The organism is Burkholderia sp. MSh2 (assembly GCF_000731655.1).
Lineage (GTDB): Bacteria > Pseudomonadota > Gammaproteobacteria > Burkholderiales > Burkholderiaceae > Burkholderia > Burkholderia paludis.
On the sequence record NZ_JPGM01000008.1, the window covers coordinates 83,458 to 99,631 of the forward strand.

Annotated in this window: 11 protein-coding genes; 4 read left to right on the plus strand and 7 right to left on the minus strand. The window is 59.1% G+C overall.

Features of this window, described 5'->3' with window-relative positions; genetic code table 11:
* Positions 1 to 57 precede the first annotated feature (57 nt).
* From GQ57_RS38110 to GQ57_RS06920, 6 genes are read right to left on the minus strand one after another with little or no spacing between them, the layout of a single operon-like run.
* Positions 58 to 2,163, minus strand: coding sequence for a class I SAM-dependent methyltransferase (locus GQ57_RS38110; protein WP_160257505.1), 2,106 nt, complete (start codon positions 2,161 to 2,163; stop codon positions 58 to 60).
* Positions 2,164 to 2,215: 52 nt separating this feature from the next.
* The gene (locus tag GQ57_RS06895) at positions 2,216 to 5,098 is read right to left on the minus strand and encodes a rhamnan synthesis F family protein (protein ID WP_081896605.1); all 2,883 of its coding nucleotides are present in this window, start codon (positions 5,096 to 5,098) and stop codon (positions 2,216 to 2,218) included.
* 41 nt (positions 5,099 to 5,139) lie between these two features.
* Positions 5,140 to 5,793, minus strand: coding sequence for an ABC transporter ATP-binding protein (locus GQ57_RS06905; protein ID WP_031399610.1), 654 nt, complete (start codon positions 5,791 to 5,793; stop codon positions 5,140 to 5,142).
* A gap of 8 nt (positions 5,794 to 5,801) precedes the next feature.
* Complete coding sequence (locus GQ57_RS06910; RefSeq protein WP_031399611.1) at positions 5,802 to 6,596, minus strand: ABC transporter permease; 795 nt, start codon at positions 6,594 to 6,596, stop codon at positions 5,802 to 5,804.
* Complete coding sequence (locus GQ57_RS06915) at positions 6,586 to 7,692, minus strand: capsule polysaccharide export protein (protein ID WP_031399612.1); 1,107 nt, start codon at positions 7,690 to 7,692, stop codon at positions 6,586 to 6,588. Before GQ57_RS06915 ends, GQ57_RS06910 begins: the two co-directional genes overlap by 11 nt.
* A gap of 2 nt (positions 7,693 to 7,694) precedes the next feature.
* A complete protein-coding gene (locus GQ57_RS06920) occupies positions 7,695 to 8,882 on the minus strand; it encodes a polysaccharide biosynthesis/export family protein (protein WP_031399613.1) in 1,188 nt (395 codons plus the stop codon).
* A gap of 437 nt (positions 8,883 to 9,319) precedes the next feature.
* Here GQ57_RS06920 and GQ57_RS06925 point away from each other — a divergent pair, with 437 nt between their 5' ends.
* The 4 genes from GQ57_RS06925 (at position 9,320) to GQ57_RS06940 (ending at position 15,267) form a co-directional block, all read left to right on the plus strand.
* Complete coding sequence (locus tag GQ57_RS06925) at positions 9,320 to 10,471, plus strand: glycosyltransferase family 4 protein (RefSeq protein WP_034197468.1); 1,152 nt, start codon at positions 9,320 to 9,322, stop codon at positions 10,469 to 10,471.
* Between the two features lie 27 nt (positions 10,472 to 10,498).
* Positions 10,499 to 12,511 (plus strand): capsular polysaccharide biosynthesis protein, encoded by a 2,013-nt coding sequence (locus GQ57_RS06930; RefSeq protein ID WP_034197503.1) that lies wholly within the window; start codon positions 10,499 to 10,501, stop codon positions 12,509 to 12,511.
* Positions 12,512 to 12,748: 237 nt separating this feature from the next.
* Positions 12,749 to 13,561, plus strand: coding sequence for a mechanosensitive ion channel family protein (locus GQ57_RS06935; RefSeq protein WP_031399616.1), 813 nt, complete (start codon positions 12,749 to 12,751; stop codon positions 13,559 to 13,561).
* Positions 13,562 to 13,839: 278 nt separating this feature from the next.
* Positions 13,840 to 15,267 (plus strand): mannose-1-phosphate guanylyltransferase/mannose-6-phosphate isomerase, encoded by a 1,428-nt coding sequence (locus GQ57_RS06940; protein WP_034197469.1) that lies wholly within the window; start codon positions 13,840 to 13,842, stop codon positions 15,265 to 15,267.
* Between the two features lie 163 nt (positions 15,268 to 15,430).
* On the opposite strand, the gene GQ57_RS06945 is transcribed toward GQ57_RS06940, so the two are convergent.
* Positions 15,431 to 16,114, minus strand: coding sequence for a DedA family protein (locus GQ57_RS06945; protein ID WP_031399618.1), 684 nt, complete (start codon positions 16,112 to 16,114; stop codon positions 15,431 to 15,433).
* Positions 16,115 to 16,174 lie beyond the last annotated feature (60 nt).

Consider the following 16,174-nt stretch of genomic DNA (forward strand, 5'->3'; position numbering starts at 1 on the left):
CAAATTTATAAAATCAGCATTATTTAACTGAACGAAGACATCGATCGCAGCCATCGCTCACTTTTTTATAACACGCCCTTCCTTGATGCCGTGATTAATATAATGCCGCAAAGGATCCGTGTTTGCCTTTAAAACGTCCGGGTAAGTCGCGACATAATCATCCGGGTCAAACAAACCATGCTCTTTCAATGATGCCTTCTGTGCCTTATGGCTGAAATAGGTAGGCAACCAAGCCATCGCACGAGCCTTGCTCGAAGTAGAAAATCCCTTTGTCAAGACAGAGACGACCCGACACAACCATTCAATTTGAATTTGTACTTCCGAGATACGCCGATCCCGCTCTTGAATCATTCGTGTCAAATGGGCAGTTTCACGGAAACGCTCCTGCAAACGCTCATCGCTCGACGCTTTCGCCGCGGAAAGCTCGAAAATATTGGCTTCCAAGGAGCGCTGAAGTGCGTTCGAGTTGGCTTTTCCTTGCGCAAGCTCTGCTGCGAGCGCCTGCAATTGCCTGCCCCGCTCATCGCACACATCCATTTGATGCTGCTTCTGCATTCGCAGATCAGAAAGCTGCTGATCGCGCTCCTGGATCACCCGTGTCAACCCGGCGATTTCGCGAAAACGTTCACGCAACCGCGTCTCGACTTCGGATTTCTGGCTGGTAAGCTCGCCAAGCTTCTCTTCGAAAGCATGCCGGGGCGCAACGACTTCAACGACCTCCTGGGGAGATTCCACGGCCAGCATCGGCAGCGTTTCTCCTCGCACCTTACCCGGAACCGCCTGGGACTGCAGATACTCTTTGCCCACTTCCTTCTGCGTTGGCTTCGAAGCAGTAATAGCGCTCAGTTGCACCTCGACGGACCGCCTGAGTTCCTCGGAGCTGGCCCGCTCGGTTGCAAGCTCTTCGAGCAATGCCTGTATCTGCCCGGATTGTTGCTCGTTCAGATCGGCCTGCGCCTGCAAGCGTTCGTCACTCGCCGCTCTTTGAACTGCCAGCTCGGAAAGCAGCGCGTCGATGGATCGACGAAGTTCGGCAGAATTAGTCTGCTCCTTTGCAAACCCGTCGCTCAACGTCTGCATCTGCCGGGATTGCTGTTCATTCAGGTTTACCTGCATCTGCAAACGCTCTTCGCTCACTGATTTTTGTGTGGCCATCTCGGAGAGTTGTACCTCGAAAGATCGTCGGAACTCTGCCGAGTTGTTCTGCTCATTTACAAGCTGCTCGCCGAGCGCCTGCAACAACGTGGACTTCTGCTCGTTCAATTCAATCTGACCTTGCAGGCGTTCGTCGCTTTCAGCTTTCTGCACCGCAAGCTCGGAAAGCTGTACCTCGAGAAAGCGCCGACGCTCCTGCTCGCGGGCGACCTCGTCACCCAATGCCTGCAACTGTCCGAGCTGCTGCTCGGTCAGGCGCGTTTGGTCGTATAGCCGCCCTTCAGTTGCATTATTTCGTACATTGAGTTCACCAATCTGCGACTCCAGAAACTGCTTGTGCTCGGTCGTGCGGCGCACGTCCTCGCGCGCCAGTCCCAGAAGGCGCATATCCTCACTGTCGTTGACTGCATTGACGATCAACGACGAACGCCAGTTAATCGCATTGGTACAGCGAATCTTGCCGTGAACAAAATCCCGATTAAGATCGGTATCGCACGGGCCGCGTCGAAACACGGCACAGAAGTCGTTCCAGAGATCCGCCTCGCGCTCCGCAACGAAGCTCTCGATCAACGTAATATCGAAACCTTCCTCGCGAGCCAGCTCTTCCAGCGCCAGACCCGAATCGGGATAGAAGCGCCAATAGTCTTTCGGAAAGCGGTGCACGAGGCCATTGGAAGGGGCACTGATATAGATATGCCCACCCGGCTTCGTCCTCCTGCACATTTCAATGAATGTCCGCCAAAAGGCCTTGTCATGCTCGAAAACCGACGATGCCATGACCAGATCGAAATGTGCCTCCGGCACATTCCAATCGCGCAGACCAGTGACAACAACGTCGACCCCGTCGCCGGCCTCGAAATCCAATCCGACATACTCGGCGTTACGGGGTGCGTGATCCCTCAGTGTGCCATTGACATTTTGTGCGCCAATTTCAAGTATCTTTGCAGAGCTCGACGGCAAATAGGTACTCATGACCAAACCACCGATTACATATGCCGTGTCATGCATGACCATTCCTTAAAATATTCATTGAGAATCGCTCAATTCACCGATCCTGCACTCAACCCAACCCGTAAAGGCGACTGATATCCAGCTCGCCATCTCCGCAAAAGTCGTTTTCAACATTAAGCTTGCGCCAGAACTCGGCAGGCGGACGCAAAATGCCTTCAACGAGCTGGCGGAGCCCTGCCTCACACTCGCCCGGAGAATAAGTGGCCATCACGACTTCCGGCCCGTAGCTGGACAACAAGTCCCCAATATAGGCGCTCGCTCCGGCAATCAACTCTTCAAGATAGGCGAAATCACGCTGGGCACTACCCAAAGAACCAAACACCGGCTCGATCCGATGAGCGTTCTGCACATAATCCACGGTCGAACCATGCGGAGCGGTCAGCACTGCCTCCAGAATCATGGAGTAATTTCGCACTACGCAAGGGGTATAGTCATGAGAGAAGTAGCCGATGGCACTACCTCCCCGCGCAACCACGTCGCTCGCGGCCTGCGAGGTAACCATGTAAGCCCCTGACAGACCCACACCGGTGACGGTCTGCAGCGCCGACTGAATCGTGCCGCTGTAACCGACGTCCACGATCAACCCACCAGGCTGGTCCACGCCTTCCTGCGAAAGGTATTGACGCAACCGCACCAGCTTCTCGCTAGCTGCGATGACGATCGGTTCGCGCAGTTGTTCCAGTACGGAGATCGCGCCGGCACGATCGGCCCCGGTATCGATCTCGACCGCGACCCCGGGAATGCCCGCGCCGATGTCCAGCCCCAGCCGCGCTTTCAAGAGCTCGCCCACCGTTCCACGGAACGGCGATCCGCGAACGATAAATTCCGGCTCGAAGCTGACCGCAGCCATCGGCCCCATTACCGCTCGACGAGAAACTGCCAGGTATTGACCTTGCGGCAGCACAATACCCAAGGGAGCCAAAGCCGCACGCATTTGCTCGTACAGCCGAATGAGGAACCACCCTTCCCGCGCAAGGAAAAATACCCGCTCGCACTTTTCGCGATTGGCCCGCCCGAGCACCCAGGTCAGGAAGCCAAAAAGCAAAGGCCCAAGGACGGCATAACCCGTATCGCGAGTATCGTTCAGGACCAGAGGTCGATAACCATCCCGGCCGAGAAATGCATTGCTGCACAGCCGCGCCACTACCGGCCCGTGCACGATGCCATCGCGCCAGCCAGGACTACTGACCCGCCAATTCTCCAGCGGGCCCAGACCACACAAATGTGCCTGCACGGTCGTATTAAGCACATATGTACTGCCCAGACCTTCAGCCAACGAATTCTGGATATCAGAGTGCTCGTTATCGCCTACATGGAAGTAACGGCGCCCATCCACCTCTTTGGCCTTAATCCACGGCCAGATATCGCTTCTATCCTTGCGGAGTTCCACCTCCGAGGATATATACAGTTCGTCGAACAGGGATGTCAGCTGGTGTTCTGCAAGAACCTGTTCGAAGAAGTGACGCGGCATATACGAGTCGCTGATAATAATGACCCGCGCACCGCGCCGTTTGGCTCGCCACGCCAACTCGATTACATCTTGCCGCGGCACGAGGCAGCGCACCTCGATATCCCACTCCAGTTGGCGAGCAAGGATGACACTTTCAACCGACCAGTCACAGACCGACGGGAAATAGGCATAAATGTCATCTAACGTCACATCTCCTTTGCCGCTACAAACACGCGCACGCTCTTCAGCCGCCTTTCGATACCGGTAGAAATCCCCCTCGGCATCAATTACACCGCGCATGTGCAGCGCCCAGCCGATGTAATTATGGACATCATCTGGCGTAAAAGCACGACGGCAGAACAGCGTATCGTAGAAATCGAACGACAAAACATCACAGTTGTCCGCATTCCAGCTGGCGCCGGCCAATGCCTCTTTGTGATGGTGCAGCAACTTTTCGCTCCAATTACGCCGGAAAATATTCTCGCTCGGCGAAAATTCGAGAAAATCGAAATCTTTAGCCCGGCACAACACACCCAGCACACGCTCCACCAGGTGCGCCATGGTGCCATCATCGGCCATCGGCTCCGGTTCGAAGTGTTCGTACGTCCAATCAAAATCCAGCAACGGCGCAATCGCCGAGGTGCGCGCCCAGAACATCGAGCCAACCGGAAAATCGATCAATCCCCGGCGCGGCAAGTCGTGAATGCCCAGCATCGAACCGATCTCGTGGACGCGATGCCCTGCACTCAACCAATGGTGGCACCACGACGGCATACCTTCATACGTCGTCGGGAAAATCAGCCCGATGCGCTCGTCCTCGGCAAAACGATTGAGGATGGTTGCCGCCTTGCTCCGATCACCGAGCAAACCGTCAAACAGGTGGCCTCGCCAGTCACGCTGCTCCGTGCCCGTACGCAATGATTTTTTCGTATGGATATGCACGCATACGTCGTGCGCACGCACAGCCTTCCGGAAGTCCACCAGAAAACCGCCGAAATTCCGTCCGCGATTAGGCGTTACCGCGAAATGGGCGTCGCAGTCAGCACCATGGCGAGCGAGCGACTCCTTGATCAGCTCGATCATGTCGGAACTGCGAATAGCGAAGAAACCCGAAAAACGATAGGGTATGTTCGCAAGATGCGCACATACCTCATCGATCAGGTCAGCATAATAGACATGCACTACAGCCGCTACTGAAGGGCCCGAGACGAGACTCTCACGCCAAATGATCCGCTCTTCAACACCCAGTCCCTGGGTGACACGCCGCCTCGGGGCAGTCAGCATCTCGGCAGATTCTGCGTTCGGCCCTGGCCGGCGACCCAATTGGCGACCCAGCCACAGATAATGCAATGCAGGGTCCATACCCAGGAGCGCTACGTCCAGGTACTCATTCCGATACCAATCCGCGTCGAACTTGTTGCTAGCACGAAAATCAGCCAAATCCGCTTCCCGAATCATTTTCTTTCCTTCATCTCTCAACATTCGGAATCTTCCAAAAAACCGGAAGATTTATCGCCACTCTCTCAAAGCGACTCGTAAATTTGAATCGCATCTTCAACCGTATCGCAAACCCTGAGCGTGCCATTCTCCAGAACGGCAGCATGACTGCAGTGGTTACGGATAAGATCGGTCTGATGCGCCACAATAATCATGGCTCGATCGCCACGCTTCTCGAATAACTCAACATTACATTTTTGATGAAATCGATGATCCCCGACCGACATACCCTCATCAATCAGGAAGCAGTCGAATTCAATTGACATCGAAATGGCAAATGCCAACCTCGATGCCATGCCGGAAGAATACGATTTGACCGGTTCATCGAGATATGCACCAAGCTCAGCAAAGTCTTCGACCAAGTCGAGCGTTTTTCGATAATCGACATTGTACACACGAGAAATCAAGCGTACATTATCCTTGCCAGTCAGGCTCCCCTGGAACGTACCGCCAAATGCCAACGGCCACGACACCGACATCGTTTTGACGATTTCTCCCGTGTGCGGACGATCCGAGCCACTGATGATACGAATCAGGGTTGATTTTCCCGCACCGTTCCGACCAAGAATACCCCACCGCTCCCCCGCCTGGACGCGCAGATTGACGTCTTTGAGTACCTCCCGGTGGGACCGACCATGATGGATCGGATAACGCTTGGACACGTTGCGCAGTTCAATCATGCTCGACCTCAGTTCAATTGCACACGCTTGATGGCGTAATGCGCAATCGATAAAGCAAAGAGAGTAAATGCCGCCAAAACCATCACCGTATAATCCAGATAATACAGCGTCGGCATCCTGTCCCCGTAATAACCATGATGGAAGTATTCAACCGCATCAATTAGCGGGAAATACGTCATCATCTCCGCGATTTTCGGCGGCAAAACGTACAAGGGAATGAATACCCCGGTGAACGGCAACATCAGATACAAAATTATGTGCGAAAGCCTTTCGACCGTCTCGCTCAATTCCGACAACGCCGCCATGGTTATGACAAAATTGAACGAAAACCAGACAACCAAAAAATACCCGACAATCATGGCAAGCAAATCGGCCGGAAACTGGCAAATACCGACCACCACCAGCACCGCATACAGCACGAAAAACGAAGCAGTTGCTCCCGAAAATTCCAGAATGATCCGTGCGTACAATATGTCCATCGGCCGAATCGGCTTGTGATGCAGCAGGGTACGATTGGACTCGATGGCCTTGGTCATCCGACTGGTTGCATTTCGCCAAAACAACAAAGTCGGATAGCTGACGGCCAAATACTCAGCCACCGAATACTTCGCCCTTGTTTCCGTATGACTGAAGATAACCATCACACCGACCACAAACATGGCAGGCTCGGCCATCATCCAGAGTACCCCTAGCCCTTCTCTGCCAAAGCGAGTGATCATTTCGCGCATCAACAATGCCCAGATGACTCTTATCTGGATACGCGACTGCTCCCAAAAGGTCGGCGGACGATAATCACCGGTCATGGTGCTCTTTCACTCCCCCGATAACGATCGTCAACACGCCCCAGACAATCAGACCGAGCAGGAAGGTAGCGAGTATGGCTCGTCCACGGCGCGGGTTCATCGCATAGTCAGGCACGCTGGGTTCGGAAATGCGCTCGAGATAAAGCTGCTTGCGCTCAGCCTCGACACGCGCCTGATCCAACAGGGTAATCGCCCCGGCAAGGATCTTGTCGGCAACCTCCTTCTCGAGCGTCAATCGCTGGAATTCGGCGGCCTTGCTGGCCAGCGAACCGCCTCGCTCGCCGGCAACACGCTGGCTCACCTGATCGATGGCTTGTTGCAGCAATTTGGCACGATCCCTCAACGTCGGCAGTCCCGGATTGCTCGGCGACAACCGCTCCATTTGAGCAATCTGCACGCGAGTGCCGATCAAATCATCCTGCAACTTTCCAACCTGTTGCAAAGGAATGGTGGACTGGCGCTCCGGGTCGATCACACCTGCGGTATTCCGATAGTGTGCCAGCGCCAGTGTAGCGGCCCTGTCCTTCTCCTTTGCCATGTCAACATCGTGCTGAGCCGTATTGATCAGATCGGCACGAGCACGGATATTCATCTGATTGACGATCTGCTCGCTCAATTCCAGCAGACGTTTATTCATGCTCCATGCGAGACGTGCATCGTACGCATTGGTACTCAAAGTCACGATTGGCGAGTCGGCCTCGACTTTTGCATCGACAATATTCTTTCCATAGTAGATGTAAAATTTTTCGAAGCTGTCGTTCAAACCGAACAGAGAAAATCTGTTAACGAAATCTATCGAGCTGTTTTTAAATTCAGATTTGATGTGCTGCTCTTTATCCAGCACCACCATTGCATCACGAGACAGAATGTACTTCTGAACCGTATATGCATCACCTTCCGATTGCGAAAATCCCCCGACCCCCTTCAAAAGCCCCCCCAGGCCCACGGAACTGGACTGTTGCGGGCTGCGAATCAGGAAGCTGCTGACCGACGTATATTGGTCGCTAGCGATGAGACCAAAATAAATGATCGCAATGATGGTGGGTATAACAACCGTTATCAAAAACAAACGGTTAACTCGCTTCAGGAATTTCATAATTATTTGAACGTCTGAACACCAGACACGATCGGGTAGGCCACGGAGAACACCAGGTTCAGCACTTTCTGCAGTTCTGCCACCGGCGCATTGGAGACATAAAGGACGTCCTTGTTATCCATCATGAAGCTTTGCGCCACGAAGAACGAATCCGGATCTTTCAGATTGATGTGATAAATGACCGGGACTTTGCCGTTTGCCGTCGTTCGCACGGGCTGGTTGGGCCACTTGAGCGCCTGCTGGTCTTCCAGCCGGAAAATGAAGACGCCCTTCGCATCCGAACGCGAGTCCTGCAAGCCGCCTGCCCGCGCCAATGCCTGCGCCAGCGTAATGCCCTGCGCCTCGAAATTGATTTCCTCGTTCTTGCCCGTCGCACCGAACGCAGTAAAGCTGTAGGGCTGAAACAATGCAGTGACGACGTCACCCGCCTTCAGCGGTACGTTCTGGCGCGGATCGCGGATCACCGTGTCCAACGGTTCAAGCGCAACAGTCTCGCCACGCGTCACCTGGATCATGGTCTTGTTGATCGGCTGCTTCACGCCGCCGGCCGCCGCAAGCGCGTCGAGCACGCGCTCGCCGCGCGCGCTCAATTGCATGCGCGTACTGCTCGATACGTCTCCCACGACGGTGACATACGAGGTCTCGTTACGCGCCAGTTGCACCAGGACCTGCGGATCGTGCGCGATATTCTTGAGACGCGCTGCGATATACGCTTGCAATTGGCTTGGCGTACGGCCCGTTGCCTTGATCGCACCGGCGAACGGCACACTGATGTTGCCGTTGCCGTCAATCACCTGCGTCGGCAGCTTGGTCAGCCGCGCACCGGTCGGCACCCCGCTGGGCGTCGGGGAGTCACTTACGCCACCGCCGAACAGCGTCGCCGGCGGCGCTTCCCAGATCGACACCTCAACCACGTCGCCCACGCCCAGTTGTTGCTGAAACGCCGAATTGTCGCCCAGCGCCGAGGCAAAATCCGCACTCTTGCGTCCGGCGTAGAGCTGCCGCGCAACCTGGTCCGTCACGTCGACGACCTGAATCCCTTGCGAGCTAACCTGATCGGTGCCGCCACCACCACTGGCATTAATCTCGGAACGACTCGGTCCGGACGTGGGAATGGCCCCGCACGCAGCCAACCCAATGGCGCCGCCGATGGCAGCAGCCAACCAAACACTGCGATTTAAACTCTGCATTTACCAATCCAGTCATTCAAAGGCCGCCGGATTTTACCGCACAATGTAAGATGTACCGGAGAACTTACCGGCGTAACGCATCCGAAACGCCGATATACAACCTCACCGTTCCCTCGGCCTCTTTCAATCCAGCAACCCCGGCTTACGCGCAGCCAACTCCCAGGCCCGCTAAGGCGCGGGGCCGGTTTGACGCTAACGGGAGCGGGCTCGGTGGTACATTGCGGCCGCGCGCAAGGGCGCACGGCTCGGTAAATCTGACATCAAGCTTCAATTTGTTTGGCATGCTCGACATTGAACTGATCAATGGACGCGCACTTGCGAATTGTCCCGCCATCCGAGATGCCATAAAATTGCCCGGCGGAATTGTTGCATGAGCCGTCAGGCTTCGGCAAACGGAAACATTTTTCATTCCGCACGCACAACTACATTGCACCTGCGTGACAAAAATACTTCTAGACGTCACTCGTCTTGCCACCCGCTTTTATGACGGCCTGATCCCCACCGGAGTAGACCGGGTAGGACTGGCCTACATCCGTCGATATGGCGATCGCGCACGTGCCGTCCTGAGCGAACGCGGCTTTTCGACTGTTTTAACGGAAAATGACTCGCAAAAGCTGTTTTCGCTGCTGCTGTCGTCGGCTCGCGACCGATGGGCGCTGCGCAAGATTGTTGCTTCCGCGTTACTGAACCGGCTCCGGCCCGCCCGATTCGATCGCGCAATTTTGTTGCATACCAGTCACAACGGGATGGAGTTCACCCGTTACTATCAGGCGATGGCGCAACGCAACGCGCACTCGGTCTTCATGGTCCACGACCTGATTCCGCTGACGCACGCAGAGTACTGCCGCCCCGGCGTCGACGCATCGCATCGTCTCCGTATCCATACCGCGCTGCGACACGCGAGCGGCCTGATCAGCAATTCACAGGCAACCTACGACGAATTGGCGAACGAAGCACGGAAGGCGGCGCTGCCGCTCCCGCCGGTCGTCGTCGCTCCGCTCGCACCGGCAGTGGAACCTCATCCGCCGAGCCCGGCTCCACTCGACGCCCCCTATTTCGTGATGCTCAGCACGATCGAACCGCGCAAGAACCACTGGTTCATCCTGCACGTGTGGCGGCGGCTGGTCGAACAAATGGGGGATGCCGCGCCCAAACTCATCGTAATCGGCCGGCGCGGCTGGGAGTGCGAGAACGTCGTCGACATGCTGGAGCGCTGCGCAACAATTCGCGACGCGGTCATCGAGGAGTCGGATTGCAGCGACGAGCGGCTGCACGCATGGCTGCAGCACGCGCGCGCGCTCATCTTCCCGTCGTTCACCGAAGGCTACGGCATGCCGCTCGTCGAGGCTTTGATGCTGGGCCTGCCGGTGCTCGCCAGCGACCTGCCTGTCTTTCACGAAATCGCGTCGGACATTCCCGACTACCTCGACCCGCTCGACGGACCCGGATGGCTCACGCGGATTCGCTCATACGCCCGGGCGGACAGCATCGAGCGCGCGAGCCAGATCGCGCGGATCGAGCGCTTTCATGCACCGACTTGGGCCGAGCATTTCGAGCGCATCGATGGCTTCCTCGAGTCGCTCCGGTAAATGACGCGGGTAACCACCGAACCCCCGATGACGCCAGGAATCCGGTCATTCGACGCCAGCGCAATCGCACGCGGCAAGCACATGGTCGGCTGGCTGACGGGAAGATCGCCGTTCATCTGGATCGATTCGCCCGCGGGCGCCGCGCTTGCGCGAGCGTTTGCGTCGATGGGGCGCACCGTCTACCCGGTCTGCCCCGGCCCCGTCTTCGCCCGGCATGCGACACATGCGCCGCCGCTTTCGTGGTTCTGCATCCCGCCCGATCTGGCTGCGCACGGCGGGCTCGTCGCCGCACTCGAACGCACACTGCAGGCCACTGACGCCGTCGACGCGAATGCGCGATGTCGCGATCTGATTCGCCGCGTGCTGGACAGCGACGCCTTGCACGTTCGGCACCGCCTGGCCGAATTGCCCGAGGCGTGGCACGAATCCGGCCGCGGGAACCGCATTGTGCTCATCGACGAACGCGAAACCTCGTGTACCGACATCTGCACGCCGGCAAGGCACCGCCGACGGAACTTTGCCGCGATGATGGATGCCGTGCGCATCGCACATCCCGACGCCGATCCGTGGATCCTGCGTTCCGCCGATGCAGGCGCCGGCGATTGGCTGTCGAACCAGCACCGGTTGCCCGGGCAGGCTCGCGTGCTCGACGTCGCACATTCCCTGCGCGACGTGCTTCGACGCGCCGACGCCATCTATGTCGTCGGCGCGTCCGAAGGGATGGCAGCGCTGCTGGCCGGCGTCCCCGTTCATGTGTTCGGCACGCCCTATTACGCGGGCTGGGGATTGACGCGGGATCGCGCTGCGATGCCGGAACGCCGCGCCCGCCCGTCCGTCTTCTCGTTGTTCGATGCGGCGTTCCTGCAACTCGCGCATTACCTCGACCCGGCACGCGGCACCCAGGGCGCGCTAGAGAACGTGCTCGACAGCATTGAACTGCAGCACGCCGTCGCCGCACGCTTCGGCGATCTCGGCCGGGTAGCCGGCATCCGCTTCCAATGGTGGAAGCGGCCGTACGCCACGCCCTATCTGTCCGCAGGCGGCGGAGCGCTGCGCTGGATAGCGGATCCGGGCGACGCGCACGCGGACGAACAGGCGGCGATATGGGGCGGGCGTTCTGCCGAGGGCCTGGCTGACGGCGTCGCCCGCATCCGAATCGAAGACGGCTTCATCCACTCGACGGGACTCGGTTCCGACATGTCGCCGCCGTGCAGCCAGGTCATCGACCGCCGCGGCCTGTATTTCGACGCAAGTCGCCCGAGCGACCTGACCGTCATCCTGAACCAGGCCACGTTCGACGAACCGGAGTTGCGGCGCGCGGCCGCGCTAAGGCAGACGATCGTGCAGCTCGGCCTCACGAAATACAATCTCGGCCGCCTGGCACCGACCTGGCACATTCCGCGAGACAAGCGCATCGTGCTCGTGGCGGGCCAGGTTGCGGACGACGCGTCGATCCGCCTGGGAACCGGCACGATTGCCACGTCGGAGGCGTTGCTGCGGGAAGTGCGTAAGCGGCGACCGGACGCCTTCATCGTCTACAAGCCGCATCCGGACGTGCTGTCGGGCAATCGTGCGGGACTCGTGGATGCGCAAGACCTCGCGGACATCGTGGACGCGGACGCGGATCTCATCTCGCTGATCGACGTGGCGGACGAGCTGCACACACTTTCGTCGCTCGCCGGCTTCGACGCATTGATGCGCGGGAAGGAAGTCCACACGTATGGCCTGCCCTTCTACGCCGGCTGGGGACTGACGCACGACGCGCTGGAACAGCCGTGGCGCGAGCGCAGGCTCTCGCTCGACATGCTGACGGCGGGGGTGCTGCTGCGTTACGCGATCTACTGGGACTGGCAGCTCTCGCTGTTCACGACACCCGAGGCGATCGCCCGGCAACTCGCCCCGAATGCCGCCCGTCCGCTCGAGAAAATACGCGGAAACCGCGCCCGTCCGCTCGTCAAGGCGATACGCTGGAGTCGCAATGCGCTTCGTTATGCGGCATGGCAGGGACGGCAGTACTTTCGCGACCGGGCGATGCGCTGAAACCGATCAGCCATCGCCGAGCAACGGTGTCCGATACGTCACGCCCGAGCTGATTCAGGCGCCAGCTGCTCAGGGCCTGTCCCCTCCGCAAACGGGCAGCACGCAACCGCATGCTGCCCGCCTTTCATTACGTCAAGCAATGTAAGGCGGGTTGCCCGTCCCTCCCTGGTCAGGTTATAAAAGCGCCACCCACCCGCTGCATGCGCCGCCCTTTTTAATCCTGACTTCGGAGAACGCATGATCGATCTCGCCACCGCCCAGCAATTCCTGATGACCCGCGGCCTCGACTTCGGCCTCAACCTGCTCGCCGCGATCGTCTTGTGGTTCGTCGGCCGCTGGGCGATCCGCATCGGTACCCGCCTGCTCGGCAAGGTCGTGCGCCGCAGCGGCAAGGTCGACCCGACACTCACCGACTACCTGACCTCCGTCGTCGGCGTGCTGCTGACGGTCCTGCTGATCCTCGCGATCCTGCAGATCTTCGGCGTGCAGACCACCTCGTTCGCCGCGCTGCTCGCCGGCCTCGGCCTCGCGATCGGCACCGCCTGGGGCGGCCTGCTCGCGCACTTCGCCGCCGGCGTGTTCATGCAGGTGCTGCGCCCGTTCAAGATCGGCGACGTGATCAACGCCGGCGGCGTCACGGGCACGGTCAAGGAGCTCGGCCTGTTCGGCACGACGATCATCACGCCCGACAACATCGTGACGATCGTCGGCAACAACAAGATCTTTTCCGACAACATCGCGAACTACAGCGCGACGTCGTACCGCCGTGTCGACCTGACTGCGAAGATCGCGAACGGCGTCGACGCGGTCGACGCGATCAACCGCCTGAAAACGTCGATCCAGCAGATCCCGAACGTGCTGACCAGCCCGGCGCCGGACGTCGGCGTGCTGCAATTCACGCCGGAAGGCCCGCTGCTGTTCGTGCGCCCGTCCACCGCACCCGAGAACTACTGGCAGGTGTACTGCGACACCAATCGCGTGATCCTCGACACGTTCCGCGACGCTCAATACCCGACGCCCGAAACCCCGATCTCGCATCGCAACGCGTAACGACAGCACCGGACGAAAAAAGCGTGGCGACATCAACCGCCACGCTTTATCAATTTCCCGGAACAGAACCGCAAGCGCCCCGCTCAACGCCCGCCCGTCTTGTGCGTACCGGTCCGACTGGCGCCCGCGCACCAGCTGCCACACCGCTTCGTGCGCGGCCGCCTCGGTCATGTCAGGGCCGGCAACCACGGGCAAACAGATCGGCCCTCAGCGCTTTGCTAGAATGACTCCCCGGCAATCCAGCCACGATCCAATCGCCCTGACCCCGGCATCTCCGCATGAGTCTCCACCCGATCATCCTGTGCGGCGGCAACGGCAGCCGGCTGTGGCCGATGTCCCGCAGCAACTACCCGAAGCAATATCTGAAACTGGCAGGAGAGCAAACCCTGGTCCAGCAGACCGTCCTGCGCGCCAGCGAAGTGCCGGGAGTCGCCCCTCCCATCATCGTCGCGAATCATGCGCATCGCTTCATGATCGCCGAACAACTTCAGCACACCGGCATCAAGCCACGGACCATCGTGCTGGAGCCGCTTGGCCGCAACACGGCACCGGCGATTGCCGTCGCAGCGGAAATCGCATTGCGTGACGATCCGGACGCGTTGCTTCTTGTGCTGCCGTCGGACCACATCGTCCAGAGTCTTTCGGCATTCGTCACGGCCGTCGAAACGGCTGCCGCGGTCGCAAAGCGCGGACATCTCGTCACATTCGGCATCCCTCCCACCGAACCTCATACCGGATACGGGTATATCCGCCGCGGCGAAGCGCTTGACACCGGCAGAGGCGCTCATGCCGTCGACGCGTTCTTCGAAAAGCCCGACCGCGAACGAGCCGAGGCCTTCGTCCGCGACGGCCGCTATTACTGGAACAGCGGCATGTTCCTGCTCAATGCGTCGGCCTACCTCGACGATATCGCGCAACATGCGGCCGAGATCGGCCGACACGCCGCACGGGCGCTCGAGCATGCGAAGCAGGACTACGATTTTCTGCGCCTCGATACCGAGGCATTCGCCGCGTGTCCGGACATCTCCATCGACTACGCAGTCATGGAGAAGACGAAGCGCGCAGCCGTGGTCGCCGCCGCCGAGCTCGGCTGGAGCGATGTCGGTTCGTGGAGCGCGCTCGCCGATATCGCCACGCGCGATGCGCAAGGCAATACCGTTTCCGGCGACATCCATACGGACACGGTCTCGAACTCGTACATCCGCGCGGAACACCGGATGGTTGCCGCGATCGGCGTGCAGGATGTCGTCATCGTCGAAACCGCGGACGCTGTCCTGGTCGCACATCGCGACCACGTTCAGGACGTGAAGAAGGTCGTCGAAAACCTGAATCGTTCAGGACGACTCGAATCGGTGACGCACCGTCGTGTTCCGCGACCGTGGGGTTCGTATGAGAGCATCGACGCCGGCGACCGCTTCCAGGTCAAGCGGATCATCGTCGCGCCCGGTGCACAACTGAGCCTGCAGATGCATCATCACCGCGCCGAGCACTGGATCGTCGTGAAGGGGACGGCGCTCGTCACAAATGGAGAGTCGGAAATCATCCTGACCGAGAATCAGTCGACGTACATTCCCCTCGGCACCCCCCATCGACTGAAAAACCCCGGCAAGATTCCGCTCGAACTGATCGAAGTCCAGTCCGGCTCGTATCTCGGCGAGGATGACATCGTCCGTTTCGAAGATACCTACGGCCGCGCAGCGCCGTAACCGCGGCGCGTCCCGGTTCGCACGACTGCCGGCCTCGATCCGGCGCCCGACGACACCCGAAACCCCGCTCTCGCACCGCAACGCGTAACAGCGGCGCCGGACGAAAAAAAAGCGTGGCGCCTCACAGCCGCCACGCTTTTTCATCGACCGAAACGAAGCCCGCTCAACGCCCGCCCGTCTTCTCCACCCCATCCGACTGCCGCCCGCGCACCAGCTTCCACACCGCGCCGAGCGCCACCGGCACGACCGCGGCGCCGATCCCGGCCAGCACGATCACGTTCAGGTACTGGCGAATGAACGGAATATTGCCGAAGAAATACCCGAGCAGCACGAGCAGCAGCACCCACACCAGCGCACCGACCACGTTGAAGAACTGGAAGCGCGCGACGCTCATCGACGACGCGCCCGCGACGAACGGCGCGAACGTGCGTACGACCGGGATGAAGCGCGCGAGCACGATCGTCTTGCCGCCGTGCTTGTCGTAGAACGAGTGGGTCTTCTGCAGTGCGGCGCGATCGAGGAAGCGCTCGAGCACCGGAATATGGGTATTGAACACCTTCGGGCCGACCCAGCGGCCGATCAGGTAGTTCACGGTATTGCCGGCGATCGCCGCGACCAGCAACAGCACGATCAGCGCGCCGACGTTCATTTCTCCCGTCGCCGCGAACGCGCCGCCGATGAACAGCAGCGAATCGCCGGGCAGGAACGGGAACACGACGAGCCCCGTCTCGCAGAACACGATCAGGAACAGCACGAGATAGACCCAGGCGCCGTACTGCCGGATGAAATCGCCGAGGAAGGCGTCGATATGCAGGACCAGGTTGACGAAATGAAGCAGCGTATCCAAATGCAATTCCTCGAAGGCGATAGGGCCGGAGCGGCCGGAAGCGCGCCGGACATGGCGCAG